This is a genomic window from Salibacterium halotolerans, from assembly GCF_900115625.1.
In the GTDB taxonomy this organism is placed as follows: Bacteria; Bacillota; Bacilli; order Bacillales; family Marinococcaceae; genus Salibacterium; species Salibacterium halotolerans.
Window position 1 is genome coordinate 48873 of sequence record NZ_FOXD01000010.1, and the last position, 15937, is coordinate 64809.

At 46.8% G+C, this 15937-nt stretch carries 16 protein-coding genes; 10 read left to right on the forward strand and 6 right to left on the reverse strand.

Translation table 11 applies throughout. The features are described 5' to 3' along the window. Window positions 1-42 precede the first annotated feature (42 nt). The gene (fabF, locus tag BM124_RS09830) at window positions 43-1287 is read left to right on the forward strand and encodes a beta-ketoacyl-ACP synthase II (protein ID WP_093337202.1); all 1245 of its coding nucleotides are present in this window, start codon (window positions 43-45) and stop codon (window positions 1285-1287) included. A 58-nt stretch (window positions 1288-1345) separates the two neighbouring features. On the opposite strand, the gene BM124_RS09835 is transcribed toward fabF, so the two are convergent. From BM124_RS09835 to BM124_RS09845, 3 genes are all read right to left on the reverse strand, one after another. Further along, a complete protein-coding gene (locus tag BM124_RS09835; RefSeq protein WP_170841081.1) occupies window positions 1346-2437 on the reverse strand; it encodes an LCP family protein in 1092 nt (363 codons plus the stop codon). Between the two features lie 108 nt (window positions 2438-2545). After that, complete coding sequence (locus BM124_RS09840) at window positions 2546-5080, reverse strand: CBS domain-containing protein (protein WP_093337205.1); 2535 nt, start codon at window positions 5078-5080, stop codon at window positions 2546-2548. Window positions 5081-5082: 2 nt separating this feature from the next. Then, a complete protein-coding gene (locus BM124_RS09845) occupies window positions 5083-5373 on the reverse strand; it encodes a hypothetical protein (protein ID WP_093337206.1) in 291 nt (96 codons plus the stop codon). 222 nt (window positions 5374-5595) lie between these two features. Here BM124_RS09845 and BM124_RS09850 point away from each other — a divergent pair, with 222 nt between their 5' ends. Together BM124_RS09850 and BM124_RS09855 are read left to right on the forward strand one after the other, a co-directional pair. Beyond that, the gene (locus BM124_RS09850) at window positions 5596-5802 is read left to right on the forward strand and encodes a YuzI family membrane protein (protein WP_093337208.1); all 207 of its coding nucleotides are present in this window, start codon (window positions 5596-5598) and stop codon (window positions 5800-5802) included. Between the two features lie 84 nt (window positions 5803-5886). Then, window positions 5887-6636 (forward strand): DUF3603 family protein, encoded by a 750-nt coding sequence (locus tag BM124_RS09855; protein ID WP_093337209.1) that lies wholly within the window; start codon window positions 5887-5889, stop codon window positions 6634-6636. A gap of 327 nt (window positions 6637-6963) precedes the next feature. Here BM124_RS09855 and trpS read toward each other — a convergent pair whose 3' ends face one another. Further along, window positions 6964-7950, reverse strand: coding sequence for a tryptophan--tRNA ligase (gene trpS / locus BM124_RS09860; RefSeq protein WP_093337211.1), 987 nt, complete (start codon window positions 7948-7950; stop codon window positions 6964-6966). Window positions 7951-8108: 158 nt separating this feature from the next. On the opposite strand from trpS, the gene BM124_RS09865 reads away from it, so the two are divergent. Continuing rightward, a complete protein-coding gene (locus BM124_RS09865) occupies window positions 8109-9263 on the forward strand; it encodes a glycosyltransferase family protein (RefSeq protein WP_093337213.1) in 1155 nt (384 codons plus the stop codon). Between the two features lie 113 nt (window positions 9264-9376). Continuing rightward, window positions 9377-9946 carry a TlpA family protein disulfide reductase gene (locus BM124_RS09870; RefSeq protein ID WP_212634958.1) on the forward strand — a complete coding sequence of 190 codons (570 nt, stop codon included), beginning with the start codon at window positions 9377-9379 and terminating at the stop codon, window positions 9944-9946. Here BM124_RS09870 and BM124_RS09875 read toward each other — a convergent pair. Continuing rightward, a complete protein-coding gene (locus tag BM124_RS09875) occupies window positions 9943-10938 on the reverse strand; it encodes a sodium:calcium antiporter (RefSeq protein WP_093337217.1) in 996 nt (331 codons plus the stop codon). The two genes, BM124_RS09870 and BM124_RS09875, sit on opposite strands and share 4 nt — an antisense overlap. Before the next feature lie 346 nt (window positions 10939-11284). On the opposite strand from BM124_RS09875, the gene BM124_RS09880 reads away from it, so the two are divergent. The 3 genes from BM124_RS09880 to BM124_RS09890 all read left to right on the forward strand — a co-directional run bounded on the left by BM124_RS09880 (window position 11285) and on the right by BM124_RS09890 (window position 13114). Next, window positions 11285-11557, forward strand: coding sequence for a YciI family protein (locus BM124_RS09880; protein ID WP_093337219.1), 273 nt, complete (start codon window positions 11285-11287; stop codon window positions 11555-11557). A 13-nt stretch (window positions 11558-11570) separates the two neighbouring features. Further along, window positions 11571-12437, forward strand: coding sequence for an NAD(P)-dependent oxidoreductase (locus BM124_RS09885; protein ID WP_139217112.1), 867 nt, complete (start codon window positions 11571-11573; stop codon window positions 12435-12437). A 122-nt stretch (window positions 12438-12559) separates the two neighbouring features. Then, window positions 12560-13114, forward strand: coding sequence for an NADPH-dependent FMN reductase (locus tag BM124_RS09890; protein WP_093337221.1), 555 nt, complete (start codon window positions 12560-12562; stop codon window positions 13112-13114). Window positions 13115-13192: 78 nt separating this feature from the next. Here BM124_RS09890 and BM124_RS09895 read toward each other — a convergent pair whose 3' ends face one another. Then, window positions 13193-13741 carry an HD domain-containing protein gene (locus BM124_RS09895; RefSeq protein ID WP_093337222.1) on the reverse strand — a complete coding sequence of 183 codons (549 nt, stop codon included), beginning with the start codon at window positions 13739-13741 and terminating at the stop codon, window positions 13193-13195. A gap of 257 nt (window positions 13742-13998) precedes the next feature. On the opposite strand from BM124_RS09895, the gene BM124_RS09900 reads away from it, so the two are divergent. Both BM124_RS09900 and BM124_RS09905 read left to right on the forward strand, forming a co-directional pair. Continuing rightward, window positions 13999-15201 carry a putative glycoside hydrolase gene (locus BM124_RS09900; protein WP_093337224.1) on the forward strand — a complete coding sequence of 401 codons (1203 nt, stop codon included), beginning with the start codon at window positions 13999-14001 and terminating at the stop codon, window positions 15199-15201. Between the two features lie 151 nt (window positions 15202-15352). Beyond that, entirely contained in the window at window positions 15353-15937 is a 585-nt protein-coding gene (locus BM124_RS09905; protein WP_093337334.1) for a GNAT family N-acetyltransferase, read from the forward strand.

Here is a 15937-nt window from a genome sequence, read left to right on the forward strand (position 1 = left end):
ACCAAATCAGAGCAAACAACGCAGACAAAGGAGAGGAAAGACATGAGTGAAAATAACCGTGTAGTGATTACCGGAATGGGGACTGTAAATCCAGTCGGTCTTGATGCCGCGTCATCCTGGGTGAATATAACGAATGGCATGAACGGCATCGGGGAACTTACGCGGGTTAATAAAGAAGAGTTTCCAATGAAAGTTGCAGCGGAAGTCCGGGACTTTAACGCTTCTGATTACTTTGATGGAAAAGATGCCAGAAAGATGGACCGTTTCACCCAGTTTGCGGTGGCTTCTGCAAAAATGGCGCTGAAGGATGCGGATTACACGATAACCGAAGATAATGCCGAGAATGTCGGCGTGTGGATCGGATCCGGAATCGGTGGTATGGAAACGTATGAGCAGCAGTTTAATAAATTCAATGAAAAGGGATATAAGCGGGTCAGTCCCTTTTTCGTGCCAATGATGATTCCAGATATGGCTTCCGGTCAGGTATCCATCATGACAGGAGCAAAAGGAATTAACTCCTGCACCGTGACGGCCTGCGCTTCCGGCACAAACTCCATCGGTGATGCATTTAAAGTGATTCAGCGGGGAGATGCTGAAGTGATGATTACCGGCGGTGCAGAAGCCCCGATTACGAATATGGCTGTCGCCGGTTTCAGTACGGCCAAGGCGGTGACAACCAATGATGACCCGGATACGGCATCCCGCCCGTTTGATAAAAACAGGGACGGCTTTGTCATGGGAGAAGGAGCCGGGGTGCTGATTCTGGAATCCCTGGAGTCCGCCAAAAACCGTGGTGCTCATATCTACGCCGAAATTAAAGGTTACGGTGCCACCGGGGATGCGTATCATCTGACAGCTCCGGCACCGGAAGGAGAAGGGGCTGTACGATCGATGCAGAAAGCGTTGGATGACGCAGACCTGAAGCCTGAAGAAATCGGGTATGTGAATGCACACGGAACCAGTACCGCTTACAACGATGAATATGAAACCACGGCTCTCAAAACGGTGTTTGGTAACCATGCGTATGAGATGGACATCAGTTCCACCAAATCCATGACAGGCCATCTCCTTGGAGCAGCTGGAGCGATTGAAGCCATCTTCACGTTGAAAGCGATAGAAGACGGCATTCTTCCTCCTACCATCAATTATAAAGAAGAAGATGAAGCCTGCGACCTGAACTATGTTCCGAATGAGAAGAAAGAAAAAGAAGTGAAAGCAGCACTCAGCAACTCACTCGGATTCGGCGGCCACAACGCCACCCTCATCTTTCAGAAGTATGAAGAATAAAAATAAGAAGCCCTGCCGGTTCGTTAAATCCGGCAGGGCTTCTTTACTCTCTGTTTTTTTAATAGCTGCTGTCGTCTTCCTTGCTTTCATCGGAGGCAGTCTGTATGTCGTCTGTTGAAGACTGGTTTAAAAATTGCTGCAGTTTTTCTTTGTTGGTCTGTTTGTCCATTTCAAGCACAAGCCCCGCATGCGTGTATCGTTCATTTTGATACGTGTCCTCAAGAGGAATCCGCATCGTGTTAATATCGTTAATCTCACTGAGCAGAACGTCTTTTCCAAGGCTGAACATTCTGCTTGTAGAGACATCGGTATCGATGTTCGGGCGGACTGCGCTTATTAATTGGGGAATTTTTGTAACGCTGCTGAAGGAAAGTACTTCATCTTTGAGCAGATTCAGCATCTTCTGCTGGCGCTCCACTCTTCCGAAATCATTGTTCTCTCCCCCGCGGTAACGCACGTATTCCAGTGCTTCTTCCCCGTCCAGTTTCTGCGTCCCCGGCTGGAAATCGATATTGACATTACCGGAGTGGTCGTTATAATACATCCGTTCCTGTATGTCCACTTCTATTCCATCAGGAGCCACTGCGTCCACGACTTCCACGAAACCATCAAAATTAACCGTGGCATAATGATCGATCGCAATATCGAAATTTTTTTCTATCGTGTCACGCAGGAGCTCAACACCCCCGTAGGCAAAAGAGGCATTAATTTTATTGTTCTCATGACCTGGAATATCTACATAAGAATCCCGTAGAATAGAAGCAAGCTGGACATTGTTATTTTCCGGATTGTAGTTCGCAAGCATAATCGTATCGGTGCGCTGGGCTCCCGATTCCTCTTCATTATCTACGCCGACCAGAAGAAACGTAAGGTTTTCATCGGGGTCGTTGTCTGCATTATCATTAGAACCGCCTGTGTTGTTCTCTTCTGAAGATTCCGGCGGTGATTCTCCACTGTTGTCGTTGGAATTGTTGTCCATTGGATCTGTCGAATCATTGTTATTCTGCTCTTCTGTTCCGAAAGGCCGGCCGTCTTTTGAAAGTGTGGTGAACGTGGCAGTGACAGCCAGCACCGCAATAAGAAATGTTAAGAAATAAAACTTCTTTTTTGATGATGAAGATCTGCGGTATCGTCTTTTCTCTCTTGCCACTTTAGTAACCCCCTCAGACATTCAACCATGATTATAACAGAAAAAGAGGGACTTTTTGAATGAAAAATTAAAAAAATAAATCGTAACAGGAAGAAAAGTGCAAAAAAATTATTTATGTTGTCGAATAAACTGCAGTGCTTCTTTTCTCGTTGTTATTTCACCATCAAGCATTTTCTGTTCGATCGAGAATAAATAATCACGGAAATCCGGTCCCGGTTTGAGACCTGCAGCTTTTAAATCATGGCCGTCGAGAAGGGGCCGCAGTTCTCTACGCTTCTTTTGGTACTGCCTGAGAAACCCGGCCTGATCATGGTCTGCAGCTATCGCAGCAAAAAACAGTGCCTCCTCCGGAATGTGATAGGCATGGGAATGAAAGCGGCCCGGACTGTTCCATTCTTTTTCGTTCAGAAGCGAAAGCAGAAGAGACGTATTCTGAACGATGCTTTTCTGTTTTTTTGTTACAGCTGCCGTTTCGGCTGATGGAATGGACCCCGCCTGTCCAAGATAAAGGCAGAACAGAATACAGAACCATTCCGGCAGATCCTCAGGCTTTTCCGGGGAATCTAGATACGTCTCTACCACTTTCTTTGTTTGACTGGTCCAGACAGCACCAGGGAAAAAGATAGGGAGAATCCCCAGCTCATCAAGACGCTCCAGGCTCCGAACAGGGTCTGCTTCCTTAAATAACGTCTGGAACTCAGAGGTGATTCTACTGCGGGATAAGGACGAAACAGCGGATACGGAATAATGTATAAATGCCGTTGTCTCCTTGCTCATACGGAATTGAAAACGCTGTTCAAAGCGGATACCCCGCAGTATTCTGGTGGGATCCTCCACAAAACTCAGATTATGCAGCACACGCAGTGTTTTCTTGTTAATATCATCTCTGCCGTGAAAATAGTCAATCAGATCACCGAAATCGGAAGGATGGAGGGAGGCAGCCATGGCATTCATCGTAAAATCCCGGCGGTATAGATCTTCTTTAATATTCGAGCGGGAAACAGTCGGAAGAGCCGCAGGTGTTTCGTAGTATTCGGTGCGCGACGTCGTGAAATCCACACGCCGTCCGGATGGAAAGGTGACAGTCGCCGTGCCGAACGTTTCATGAACCGAAACCGTTCCATCATACCGGGCAGCTGTCTTTTCAGCGAGCGCCATTCCATCGCCTTCCACAACGATATCAATATCTTCCCCTTTTTGTTCCAGCAGTATGTCCCTTACCATCCCCCCGATGATAAACGCGTTCTGATTTTCTGACGCTGCTGTTTCCCCGATGACTGTCAACAGCTGTAGTACGTCCGGTGAAAGCAGGGCCACGAGCTGTGGTTTTACATTGCCCTTTTCCTTCCCTGCACCAAAAGACTGCTGCAGCTGCTCAATCACATCGGTCCGGGACACGATGCCGATGATGGTACCATTGTCCATCACAGGGACACGTCCGATATTATACCGGATAAACATGTTTTGTATTTCTTCAAACGATGTGGTTTTGGATACGGTGATACAGTCGGTGCTCATATATCCTTTTACCGGTGCATGTCCAAGGTGATGCTGAACAGCTTTATCGATGTCACGGCGGGAGATAATGCCGATCAGCGCATTTTTATTATCGACGACGGGAAATCCGTTATGTCCATGGTAAATGAGACGTTTTTTGGCTTCATCGACCCGGACATCTTCTGTAATGGTTTTCACAGGAGCAGACATAATGGTTGCAGAGGTAATCGGATCCGCGATGGACTGCAAAAGGAGTTTTTTCACCTTTTCGTGGACAGCATCCGCCTCTTCGTTTTTTACAGAGGCCGATGCAGCACGATCGTGACCGCCTCCACCGAAATACTGCATCACTGGAAGCAGGCTGAGTCTGGCAGAGGCTGAACGTCCGATGATGAAAACTTTATTTTTCATTGCTGTCACCGTGAGGACAGCATCTGCTCCTGTTGTTTCCATAAGCCGGGATGTTATAACATTCAGACTTCCTGCGTAATGTTCTGTTTCCACCATCGATGTTATGACATCGAGTCCTTTATCCCCGATATGTTCACTGGAAGCAAGGTATTCCTGGAAAACCTGCTGCTGCCGGGACGAAAGGGTGTCTTCCGAAAACTGCTGCACGAGCTCGAGGTTTAATCCGTGTTCCATCAAGAACGCAACTGCTTTCATATCACGAAGTGTTGTCCCGGGATAGGAAAAAGAACCTGTATCGGTATACAATCCAAGCGCAAACAGCGTGGTCTCGGACTCGGACGGAACCCACCCGCGTTTCATCCATTCTTCCAGCAGTATCGTAATGCAGGCCCCCGTCTCATCGAGATAATACGTGGTACCTTTACGTTTGTTTTCTTCCGGGAGAGGGTGATGGTCGAAAACAGTGACCGGTGTATCACCATCTTCCAGAAAAGCGGCAGGGGTGCGCGCAAGGGATGGCGTGTCGGTCAAAATAATATGATCAATATGTTCCCAGGGGGCGTCTTCTTCCGGAATGAAGGGAAAATGATCACGGTATATGGCCAGGTATTGTTTTACCTGTTCGGACTGTGTGCCGGAAAGGACCATGACAGCATCCGGATAGAGAGCGGACGCTGCTGTCATGGAAGCCAGAGCATCAAAATCCATGTGTTCGTGGGAAAGAATCACTTCCATTATTATTCCTCCGGATTGTCGTTTTTAATATGCATCAGCTGCCGGTGAAATTCTTTCAGGGCAAGCGGAAGTATATATTCCGCGTTTTGATTGGACGGCGGCATACCAACCTGTTCGAAATAGGCCTGTATATCCTGAATCTGTTCCTGTTGTTCCCGGTAAAGTCTTAAAGAAGGGATATATGTTTCATTTCCGATGTGAGCGGCCGTTTCATTGATGTCTGCGGCCAGTTTATCAAGCTGCTCTAATTTTCTGTACAGTTCCTGCTGTTGTTTTTCCCGGTGGGTTACCACTATTTCATCCTCCTGCATAGACTGATATTACGTAAGGGATGGAGCATTGTTTTATACAAATTTTCGTTGAAAAAAGGATTTAGGTTACGTTCTGACGAAAGTTCTCTTATTTATGCCAGTGCGATAAAATACTCATGGTACTCCATGCACGGTTTATATAACAGTATAAAACATAAATCCCCGGTATGTCCTGCAAGGTGAACGAAAAAGGAGAGAATGCTCATGGTTGTCAGACTGCTCGTCCTCGCCGCAGGGTTTGGCCTGGCATCAGCAGGGGGAATCAGTATCATAGCGTTCCTGAACTATATTCCGGCAGGTTTATCGATTGTTGAGTTTTTGATATTTCTGCTGCAGCGGTCGGAATCCGCTTTGTTTATTTTAGGGTGTATCCTGATTACAGGAAGTATATACTGGCCTGAAAATTCATGAGAACATTCCACCTGCCCGCGGGAATAAAACAATTTTTGTCTGACTATACTGTTGATACAAATGGATAGCAAGGAGGGTGTAAGAATGCCCCGAATCCGTGATGTGTGGATTAACTGGTTTGAAGGGGAAGAAAATGGCTACAACGTCTGTCCTTTTCATGAATGGAATGCCGAAGACCGGATTGAAGTGCTTGATCAGGCAGAGATTGTAAAGGTATCAGAACGATTGTACGATTATGTAGAGAACCGGCTGGAAGATTTGCCGGAAAGGCTGCTTCATGACGTTTTTCAAAAAAGTACGCTCCGCAAAAAGATGACAAGGGTGACGTTGGATTACTGTTTTGTCATGTTTGATGGGTCGCGGGTGCTGGCTGTCGATACGCTGGGGTATAAAACTCCCATTCGAAAAAGCCGTCTTGCGCCGAAGCATGAAAGAACCGTCAAAGAAATCATGGAACATGACGCATCCGATGCATTTGATATGAAGGACACCTTGGCTGCTAAAGAGTATCATATCCTTTCGCCGCACCCGGATTATATGACCGGTTTAACGAGAAAAGAACGGCAGCTGAAACAGCTTCTTTTCATGGCGATGGACCAATTGTATACATCCGGTGAATCCGCAGAAGTGCGGTATTGGTTTACAGAATGGGACCCGTCCGTCTACGGGGACATTCAGTGGAATATGGACAAAGAAACGATGTGGCAGCAGTTTTTTGATCAGGTGAAAGATGGATGGTCTCCCGGTCACTATGAGTTATGCCGGAAAATGATTAAAGGGCAGCCGTTTTTCGAAAAGCTGTGGAACATGCAGCACGAAGAAGAGGTGAAATGAAAAGGCTTTACACTTATTCCGTTGTTCCATATAATAAGACACAGAACAAGTTTGTAAAGCAGGTGATGATATGGATGGACTGGCATACGCAGTCATGCAGGGATTTACGATTCTTTTCGCCGTTGGAACAATCGGATTCAGTGTGCTGATAGGAAAGATTTGGAGAAAACAGAAAGGGTATTAAAAAAGGCGTGTCTTTTCTGTCAAAACCGCGCCCACCTTCGCCTGCGGCCGCTGGATTTGTGAACAAGAAAAACGCTTCCGACTATCATTGGTGATAGTCGGAAGCGTTTTTAGTATGCTTTTTCTCACATCCTCTCGCTGCTGTTAACGTTTCCGGCCGAGGCCGAGTGCTCGTTCTGCTTTTTTCAGCGTTTTGAAAGATGCGCGCTGCGCACGGTCTGCGCCTTCATCCAGAATCCGGTCCAGTTCGTCGGACTCCATCAATTCATGATGACGCTCCCTTATCGGGCGGAGCAGCTGTACGACCGCCTCGGCGGTGTCTTCTTTAAAAGCCCCGTACCCCGAACCGCTGTAGTCTTTTTCAATGGTGTCGAGGTTTTTCCCCGAAGCAAGCGACATGATACTCATCAAGTTGGCCACACCCGGTTTATTCTCCCGGTCGAACCGAATCGTCTGATCGGAATCCGTGACCGCGCTCTTGATTTTTTTCGTGATCGTCTTGTCATCGTCAAGCATGGAAATATAGGCTTTTTGGTTCTCATCGGATTTACTCATTTTTTTCTCCGGGTCCTGAAGGGACATGATTCTTGCTCCCACTTTTGGAATCTGTACTTCTGGAATGGTGAAAATATCGTTGTATTGCTGATTGAAGCGTTCAGCCAGGTTTCTCGTCAGTTCCAGGTGCTGTTTCTGGTCTTCGCCGACCGGTACAATATCTGTCTGATACAGCAGGATATCAGCGGCCATTAACGGCGGGTACGTAAGAAGGGCAGCGGATACTCCGCTTTTTCCGGCGGACTTATCCTTGAATTGTGTCATGCGTTCCAGTTCTCCTATGTAGGCTGTACACTGCATGATCCATGCGAGCTGGGCATGAGCCGGCACTTCCGATTGAATAAATAATGTGGATTTTTCAGGATCTATCCCCGATGCCAGATAGAGAGCAGCCAGGCTGCGTATATTTTTCCGGAGCTCGGTTTTATTCTGCGGGACGGTGACGGCATGCTGGTCCACAATGCAGAAAAAGCTGTCATGTTCTTCCTGCATGCCGACAAAATGCTGCAATGCCCCAAGGTAGTTGCCGAGTGTTAATGTGCCGCTCGGTTGAATACCGGAAAACACTGTACTCATATATATCGAATCCTTCCTTTCCTGTGCCTTTCACCATTATCTCTTCTTTATCATATCGAAAGTCGTTCCCTCCGTAAACCACAATGACAGAGCGGCGGTGCATGTCTTCCTGCGTTCAGGCATACACTTATGAAAGAGTATCCATAAAGGGTGGTTTGATGCGCATTCATATTTGGACAGCCTCCACCGGATCCGGCCACAATGAAGCGGCGCGGGTGCTGCAGGAAGAGTGGAGAAAGCAGGGACATACAGCGGAGATATTTCATCCGCTTGAAACCGGGCCGCGTGTAACTTTTCAGCTCAGCAAAAAAGTGTACAAGCTGCTCGTGACGGGATGTCCTCCTCTCTGGAGATCTCTCTCAGAACAAAAGGTACCGTATCAAACCGCAAAGCTGCCGGCGGCATGGTATCCGGAAATGATACAGGAGGCAATCGATGCAGACGCTGTCATATCTGTCCACCCTTTTCTGACGGCGCTGGCCGCTGCCGCGAAAACGCGGTGTCCGGATCTTCTGCTGTTTCATGCAGCAACGGATTACTGGCATGCACCGGCAGCCGATCTTCCGGAAGTGAATGGGACGTTTCTGCCGGCGCAGGTGACAACAGAGCAGGCGGGAACGCCGGTTTTTCCTTTCGGCATACCAGCACATGTCAGACGGTCTTCTTTTACGAAAAAAGAATATTGTCTGGCCAACGGATGGAACCCTAAAAAGCCGCTTATTTTATTGAGCGGGGGAGGGGAAGGACCTTTTCCTTATCATAAAATGCTTCGTACCCTCCGGTACCTTCATCCTTTGTGTACGATCGTGATATGCAGCCGAAAGTGGAAAAAGGCGCGCCGGCTAATGGTTCAGGGCCATGACGTGTTTGTTTATCCATGGATGCCGCAATTCAAAAATTACCTTCAAGTCTGTGATGTTCTCGTCACAAAAGCCGGGGGCATGACACTGACGGAGGCATTTCTTGCCGAAACTCCTGTCGTCATAACAGCTCCCCTTCCAGGTCAGGAAGAAAGGAACGCCCGACACGCCTTACGCTGCCAGGCGGCTCTGCAGGGAGACCGTCCGGAAACAGTATGGGGGCATGTATCAACATTGCTGCAATCACCGTTCAACCGGGAACGCATGAAAAGAAGACAAAAACGGCTGCAGCAGCCCGGCAGTGTGAAACAAATAACAGAGACAGTGCAGCGCGCCGTCACTTTTTTCGATGTTTCAGACCCATATATACCGCAAGAACGGGAACGGCTGCCAGCAGAATCAGGCCGAGCGGAGGTCCAGCCAGTGCCGGGAAGCGATTCGAAAGAAGAATAAAAGCAGCTGCCGTTCCGGTAAGAATGTAAAGTAGAACCCGTAATATGTTCATTTAAACCACCTTCATATCATGAAAGGAAGGGTCTTTCATGCGATTTTTCCAGAAAAGGTTAATGTTTCTGACTTTATGCGGTCTCATATGCATAACCGGTTTATTTTATCAGGCGTCTTATAATCCGGCAAAGCTGGCTGCAGGTTACCCGGTAACCGTACAGAACGTAGAGCCGGCGGACCTGAAGCTTCAGGGAATAGATGAAAAAACCTATGAGCTGTCCTCTTTTATGGATAAACCGCTGCTTGTCACTTTTTTTGCAAGCTGGTGCGGTATCTGCAGCCGTGAGCTGCCGCAGCTTTCGGCATACCATGAAAAACATAAGGACAGCTGGAACATGGCAGCTATAAATGTCACAGAACAAGAGTTCAATCTGAACAATGTCCGTTCTTTTGCAAGCAGCCTTACGGTTCCAGTTCTGTTGGACAAGGAAGGAAAGGCGATGGAAAATTTCGGAGTAAAAGGCGTCCCCGCTTCTTTTTTATTGAACGAGCGAGGCACCGTCATCAAGACATTTTATGGGCCGATTGAAAAAGAACAACTGGAAAAAGCGTTGTCGGAGGCAGGAGCCGGAACCGGGGAACGAAGGAAGGGGAGACCATCTCCTTCGTTCCGGGAAGCGGCGTTTTAAAAAATGAAAATAAAATACGATGTGATGAAATAGACGACAACGAGGAGTGCTGACGGCCATGGATAAAAATGGATGGCTTTTTTCCTTCCGCGGAGCACCGAAAAGAGAACGATCGCTGCCAGCAGACTGACCGCCCCTGCAGTTATCTGATGAACCGTGTTTGAAGCAGCGATAATCGGTCCGTTCAAAAATCCAACATCACTGACAAATAACAGAATGACATTGAAGAGGTTGCTCCCGAGAATCGAACCAAGCGCGAGGTTGTGATTCTGCAGCTGCAGCGCGACAAGAACAGCCACCGCCTCCGGAAGAGATGTGGATGCTGCAATAAGGAAGCTTCCCACAAAACTCGATCCAAGACCGGTTTGTACGGCAATTTGATCCCCGGCAATGGTCAACACCGATCCAGCCCCTAAGATAACGACAGCTGCAATCACAAAGCCGATACCGGCATGTTTTAAAGAAATGGCATAGGAAGGAGAAGACTCGTCTTCTGCTGTTGGAGCGGCTTCTTCTTGAGAACTGTCATTCCCGGTCTTTTTATTGATAATTGTTATGCCGGCGATATAGACACCAAATATAACCAGGGTATCAAGACCGACCCAGAGGATGGATGCCTCGGTTTGAATAAACATCGCAGCGAGCACCAGCAGGGCAAGAAGAATGCCGAGCGATGCGGTGTAGGCATGGGACACATCTGTGCGCGAGAACAGTTTTTCTTTACGGTAATACAGATCGAAAGCTGCAATGATGAGTAAATTGAACATGTTGCTGCCGAGGACGTTTCCAACGGCAATATCCGGATTATCGAGGAATACAGCAGTCAAGCTGGTCGTTACTTCGGGCAGGGAGGTGGCTCCGGCAAGAAGCAGTGTACCTACCATCAAGCCGCCCCATTTTGATTTAATGCTGATGACATCGGCATAGGTGGATAACTTCACAGCAGAGATGACCGTAATCACGGCCGCCACGGCAAACAAGAAAAAAACCATAGATTCCACTCCTTTTTCTGGAAGAAAGGTAGAGAAACATAAAAAAGACCTCTTTATAAAAAGAACGAAAAAATATACTCCGCTCCTTTTATAAAAAGGTCTTGCGCACATTCACTGCAGCCGGTTGATAAAGATGCAGTGAAGCTTAATGAACCGAGTACATTACTTGTACTGTCCTGACGATTCATTAATCCTATTGGACGCTACTCCCCTTTTTGTTCCATAATAAACATACCATCGGAACCTGGTGGCGTCAATATAAAAAAAGAAGAACGGGCAGGAAAATCGGGAAAATACAGCAAAGTTCATAGGGAGGAAGAAATAACATTCAAAAGGGAGAGATTGTATGACATTATTTGCTGTACTGCTGCCGTTAAAAGACAAAGATTTATCACAGACCTACAGACCTGACCATCTTCAGTTTCTCGAGGAACAGAGAAAAAAAGGAAATGTAGCCGCCAACGGTAAGTTCACCGATGGATCAGGCGGTCTGGTCATCTACCGGATGCCGGATAAAGATTCGGTGGAAGAGCTCGTGAAGAAGGATCCGTTTGTAAAACAGGGCGCCCGGGAATACCACATTCACGAATGGGAAATGGTTTCGGAAGAATGGGCGTAAAAGGAGGAAGCAGATGGCTGTTATAGGATTTATAGGACTAGGAAATATGGGGATGCCGATGGCTCGGAATCTTGTTCAGGCAGGATACCTCGTCTACGGCTTCAACCGTTCAAAAGAAAAGGAAGAGACGTTTGAAGAACTGGGAGGACGCCGGGCGGAATCACTGTCTTTGATTGCAGAAAAAGCGGATATTATCATGACCTGCCTGCCCGAACCACAGGACGTGCATGACGTATTGTCTGAACTCTTTGAAATGGAAATCAGCGATTCGTTAATTATTGATTTCAGTACCGTAACCTCCGCTCTTCATGAAAACATGAAAGAAAAAGCAGCAGGGAAAGGCGTACAATATCTCGATGCTCCTGTAAGTGGAGGAACAGCCGGTGCAGAAGCCGGGACCTTGGCGATTATGTGCGGCGGCGAGGAAGATGCGTTCGAAAAAGCCCGCCCGCTCTTTGATGTGCTCGGTGCATCCATTACACATACAGGTCCTGCCGGAAGCGGTACGAAAGTGAAACTGATTAACCAGTACATGGTCGGCATGCACACCGCTGCGGTCGCCGAAGCCCTCCACCTTGCAGATGAATCCGGCATTGATAAGGACATGCTGTATGACGTTCTCAGCAACAGCTTTGCACAGAGCAAGATCTTTGACAGACATTATCCTGATTTTATCGCTGCGGATAGAGAAGAACCGGGATTTGCGTTGTCGCTGCTTTTGAAAGATCTGAATCTTGCCGGCGAAATGGCGGGCGAAAGAGAAGTGCCGCTTGAAGCAGGCCGGAAAGTGAAAGAAATGTTTGAGGATGCCAAACAGCAGGGATACGGTGGTAAAGACATGAGTGCGTTCTACCAGTATACCACCGGAAAATATTCCTGAAAGAGCACCGGCACGATGGTGACGCAAAGCCCGTGCACTTTTCTTTTCATTCCCCCAAGGATTCGTTACAATAAGTTTTGTATGTGCAAGATTAATTTATGAATCTTTTGGGAGGGATAGCAGTGAAAATTGCTGCGATAGTTGGAAGTACAAGAAAAGAGTCGTTTAATTTGAAATTGGCTCATTTTATGAAAGACCGGTACGCGGGTCAATTTGATATCGATATTCTGGAAATCGGCCAGCTGCCGTTTTACAATCAGGATGAAGAAAATACTCCATCGGCTGAGGTTGTTGAATTCAAGCAGAATGTTGCCGATGCCGATGCTGTATTGTGGGTCACACCGGAATATAACGGTACGATTACGTCTGCCATGAAAAACGCCATCGACTGGCTTTCCCGTGTCAATCAGGTAATGATCGGAAAGCCTTCCTGGATTGTGGGAGCATCAATGGGAGCGCTTGGAACGGTAAAAGCACAGTCACACCTCCGCGATATTCTGTTTGCTCCGGGACTGTCATCCCCTATCCTGCCGGGTAATGAAGTATTAATCAGTTCCATTCACGAAAAAGTGGACGAGCAGGGTTACCTGACAGACGAAGGAACCATCGACTTCCTGGACACGACGGTGGAAAACGTGCGTCCATGGCTGGAAAAACAAGCCGCCGTCCGCAGCTGAACAGCATCATAAAACGAATAAAAAAGATCCCGATAACGCCATCGGGATCTTTTTTTGAGGGAAAGTGTTATTCAAGTGTTACATATCACTTGTCTGTTTTTGTACGGAAGGTTCCAGGGCTTTGTCGATACGTCGGTCGAGTTCGACAATCTGCCGGCGGGCACGCGTTTCCGAAATACTGCGGTAGTGGTGTTTTCCATCCGGTTCTTCATCAAGCTCATCCGCCTTGGCCACAATCTGCTGAAGGGTGCTGAGCTGCAGCTGATTATGATCACATGGGAGAAAAGAGTCTGTATGCAAAAGCACTGCCACGGAAATCTCCTTGGCAGCGACAGGATCTTCTCCCAGCCGAATCAACAGTTTATGGGCACGTTCTGCTCCTTTAATAGCGTGGATATCGTTATTTTTGTAAAGGTCAAAATCCCACTGTCCGTCACGATACCAGGTGTAGTGTCCGGAATCGTGCAGGAATGCAGCTTTAGCAGCCGAATCAGGATTGGTTTTATTTTTAACTGCAAGGCGGAAGGCATGATAAGACACTGCGATGGCATGAGCAAGACCGGCCCTTTTCACATACTTCTGGGTTATCGGGTGCTCATATATCTGTTCCAGCGTTACGTTTCTCATCTTCATCCCTCCTGCATAGCGCATCATTTAAGATATTTTTACTATTATAACGACTTCTTTATTTCATTTCAAGAAAAATTTCAAAGTAAGCAGCATAGAATGTAACAAATGCGTACTGGAAAGGAGGATAGTCGGAGGAGAAACTTTGTCACATTTTTCTTTAGACCTATTGGTGAAAGATGAAAAACTATGTATAATTTCAGGAGAAGAGGATATATGATGTAAAAATATAATAGATTAAAGAGAGATGGGGAACGATGAAAAAAATCTGGGTGCCTGCAGGGGCTGCCGTTATTGCGGCAGGCATATTCTGGTTGTCGAACGATACAAGCGGGGAAGAGCATTCTTCTATAGCTTATCATACACATAAACAAACGAATGAAATAAACAGAGAAATGGACGAGGACATGTCCCGGTTCACCTATGACAGCGGTTATGACTTCACCTATCCGGAAAATGGAGTGAAAGGCACCTATGTGACCGGTCATTCCGCGGGAGGAGATCGATTTAATGAACTGCTTGAACTTACGAATTCCACCGGTCTGAATGCCATGGTTATCGATATTAAAGATGACCGGGGTAATTTGACATTCAAGCCTGCTGAGGACAGCAGCCTCCCTGATATCGGAAAAAATATGATCAGTGATCCAAAAGAGATGATGAAAAAGCTGGAAGAGAATGACATCTATCCTATAGCAAGGATTGTTGTGTTCAAAGATACGGTCCTCGCAGAAAAGAGGCCGGACCTATCTTACACGAAAAACGGTGAGATATGGAAAAATGGGAGCGATGAAGCATTTGTGAACCCGTATGAAAAAGAGGTTTGGAACTATAACCTTGAAATTGCCAAAAAAGCTGCCAAAATGGGTTTTCAGGAAATACAGTTTGATTATGTCCGGTTTCCGGAAGGATTTGAACACCGGGATGAAGAGCTTAACTATTCGCGTGGAGACTATGGACAGGAAGGAAGTAATGTGGAACAGCGGGTAACAGCCGTTACTGATTTCGTGGAGTATGCCCGTGAAGAACTGAACAAAACATTCGATGTCGATGTGTCTGTTGATATCTTCGGTTATTCCGCTACATTGAAGCAGGCTCCGGGCATCGGGCAGAACTTTTCTAAAATTGCACGGAATGTGGACGTCATCTCATCTATGATATACCCAAGCCACTGGACTCCCTATTTCGGTATTGATAAACCGGATCTGCATCCTTATGAACTGACGAAAGAGTATGCACAAGTGGAAAACGAAGTACTGGGAAAACTGGAGCAGCCTCCGCAGTCCCGTCCCTGGATTCAGGATTTCACCGCAAGCTGGCTGGGATCCGGCAATTATCAGGAATACGGAGTGGAAGAAGTTCAAGCGCAGATCCGAGCGTTGAATGAGCAGGGAATACATGAATTTCTGCTTTGGAATGCCACAAATAATTATACGGAAGGCGTAAATTACACGCCGTAATGGATAAAATAAGGGATGTCCAGGCTATGGACTGTCCCTTTTTTTATAGTGTATTCTTCATGAAGCAGATCCTCGCTGAAAGAGGTGGGCAGAACCAGTCGTTTGGGTATATAATAAAGTAAAGAGAGAAAAGGGGATTTTCGTGGAGACCATGAACTGGTATGAAAAATTAAATCAATACTTTCCCGTGGAAGAAATGAAATCCAAGGAGCACATGGAACTTCTCCTTCAGGAACAGGGCGACATTTATCATAAAGAAGAAGGTCCGGACCATGTTATGATGTATGTTGAAATGGAGGGCTTCATCTTCATTGATTATCTTTTTGTTGCCGGCAGTGCGAGAGGAAAAGGGCTGGGAATGAAGTTGATCGAGAAGTTGAAACAAAGAAACAAACCGGTCATTCTCGAGGTGGAGCCGCTTGACTATGAAGACTCCGATTCCAGAAAACGATTCCGGTTCTATGAAAAAGCCGGCTTTAGACAGGCAGCGTCCATCGGCTACAACAGAAGATCTCTTGCCACTGATAAGGTGAACCCACTTGAAATCATGTTCTGGTCCCCTGAAAACGAATCAGAAGCAAATATTTATGAAAAGTTGAAACAAACGTATAAAAATATTCATACGTATAAGGATAAAGAACTGTACGGAAAATCTTATGAGCCTGCGGAAAAAGTACTGACTTATGATGAAACAAAAGAGGTGAGAGGACATAATCAAAAAAGAGGGGGGAGATAA

Bases quoted from the DNA above. Each gene is read 5' to 3' on its own strand.
- BM124_RS09840 (WP_093337205.1), bottom strand. From the start codon at position 5,080: ATGGAAGTGATTCTTTCCCACGAACACATGGATTTTGATGCTCTGGCT.
- fabF (WP_093337202.1), top strand. From the start codon at position 43: ATGAGTGAAAATAACCGTGTAGTGATTACCGGAATGGGGACTGTAAAT.
- BM124_RS09880 (WP_093337219.1), top strand. From the start codon at position 11,285: ATGACATTATTTGCTGTACTGCTGCCGTTAAAAGACAAAGATTTATCA.
- BM124_RS09855 (WP_093337209.1), top strand. From the start codon at position 5,887: ATGCCCCGAATCCGTGATGTGTGGATTAACTGGTTTGAAGGGGAAGAA.
- BM124_RS09850 (WP_093337208.1), top strand. From the start codon at position 5,596: ATGGTTGTCAGACTGCTCGTCCTCGCCGCAGGGTTTGGCCTGGCATCA.
- BM124_RS09900 (WP_093337224.1), top strand. From the start codon at position 13,999: ATGAAAAAAATCTGGGTGCCTGCAGGGGCTGCCGTTATTGCGGCAGGC.
- BM124_RS09905 (WP_093337334.1), top strand. From the start codon at position 15,353: ATGAACTGGTATGAAAAATTAAATCAATACTTTCCCGTGGAAGAAATG.
- BM124_RS09875 (WP_093337217.1), bottom strand. From the start codon at position 10,938: ATGGTTTTTTTCTTGTTTGCCGTGGCGGCCGTGATTACGGTCATCTCT.
- BM124_RS09885 (WP_139217112.1), top strand. From the start codon at position 11,571: ATGGCTGTTATAGGATTTATAGGACTAGGAAATATGGGGATGCCGATG.
- trpS (WP_093337211.1), bottom strand. From the start codon at position 7,950: ATGAGTACAGTGTTTTCCGGTATTCAACCGAGCGGCACATTAACACTC.
- BM124_RS09895 (WP_093337222.1), bottom strand. From the start codon at position 13,741: ATGAGAAACGTAACGCTGGAACAGATATATGAGCACCCGATAACCCAG.
- BM124_RS09865 (WP_093337213.1), top strand. From the start codon at position 8,109: ATGCGCATTCATATTTGGACAGCCTCCACCGGATCCGGCCACAATGAA.
- BM124_RS09870 (WP_212634958.1), top strand. From the start codon at position 9,377: ATGTTTCTGACTTTATGCGGTCTCATATGCATAACCGGTTTATTTTAT.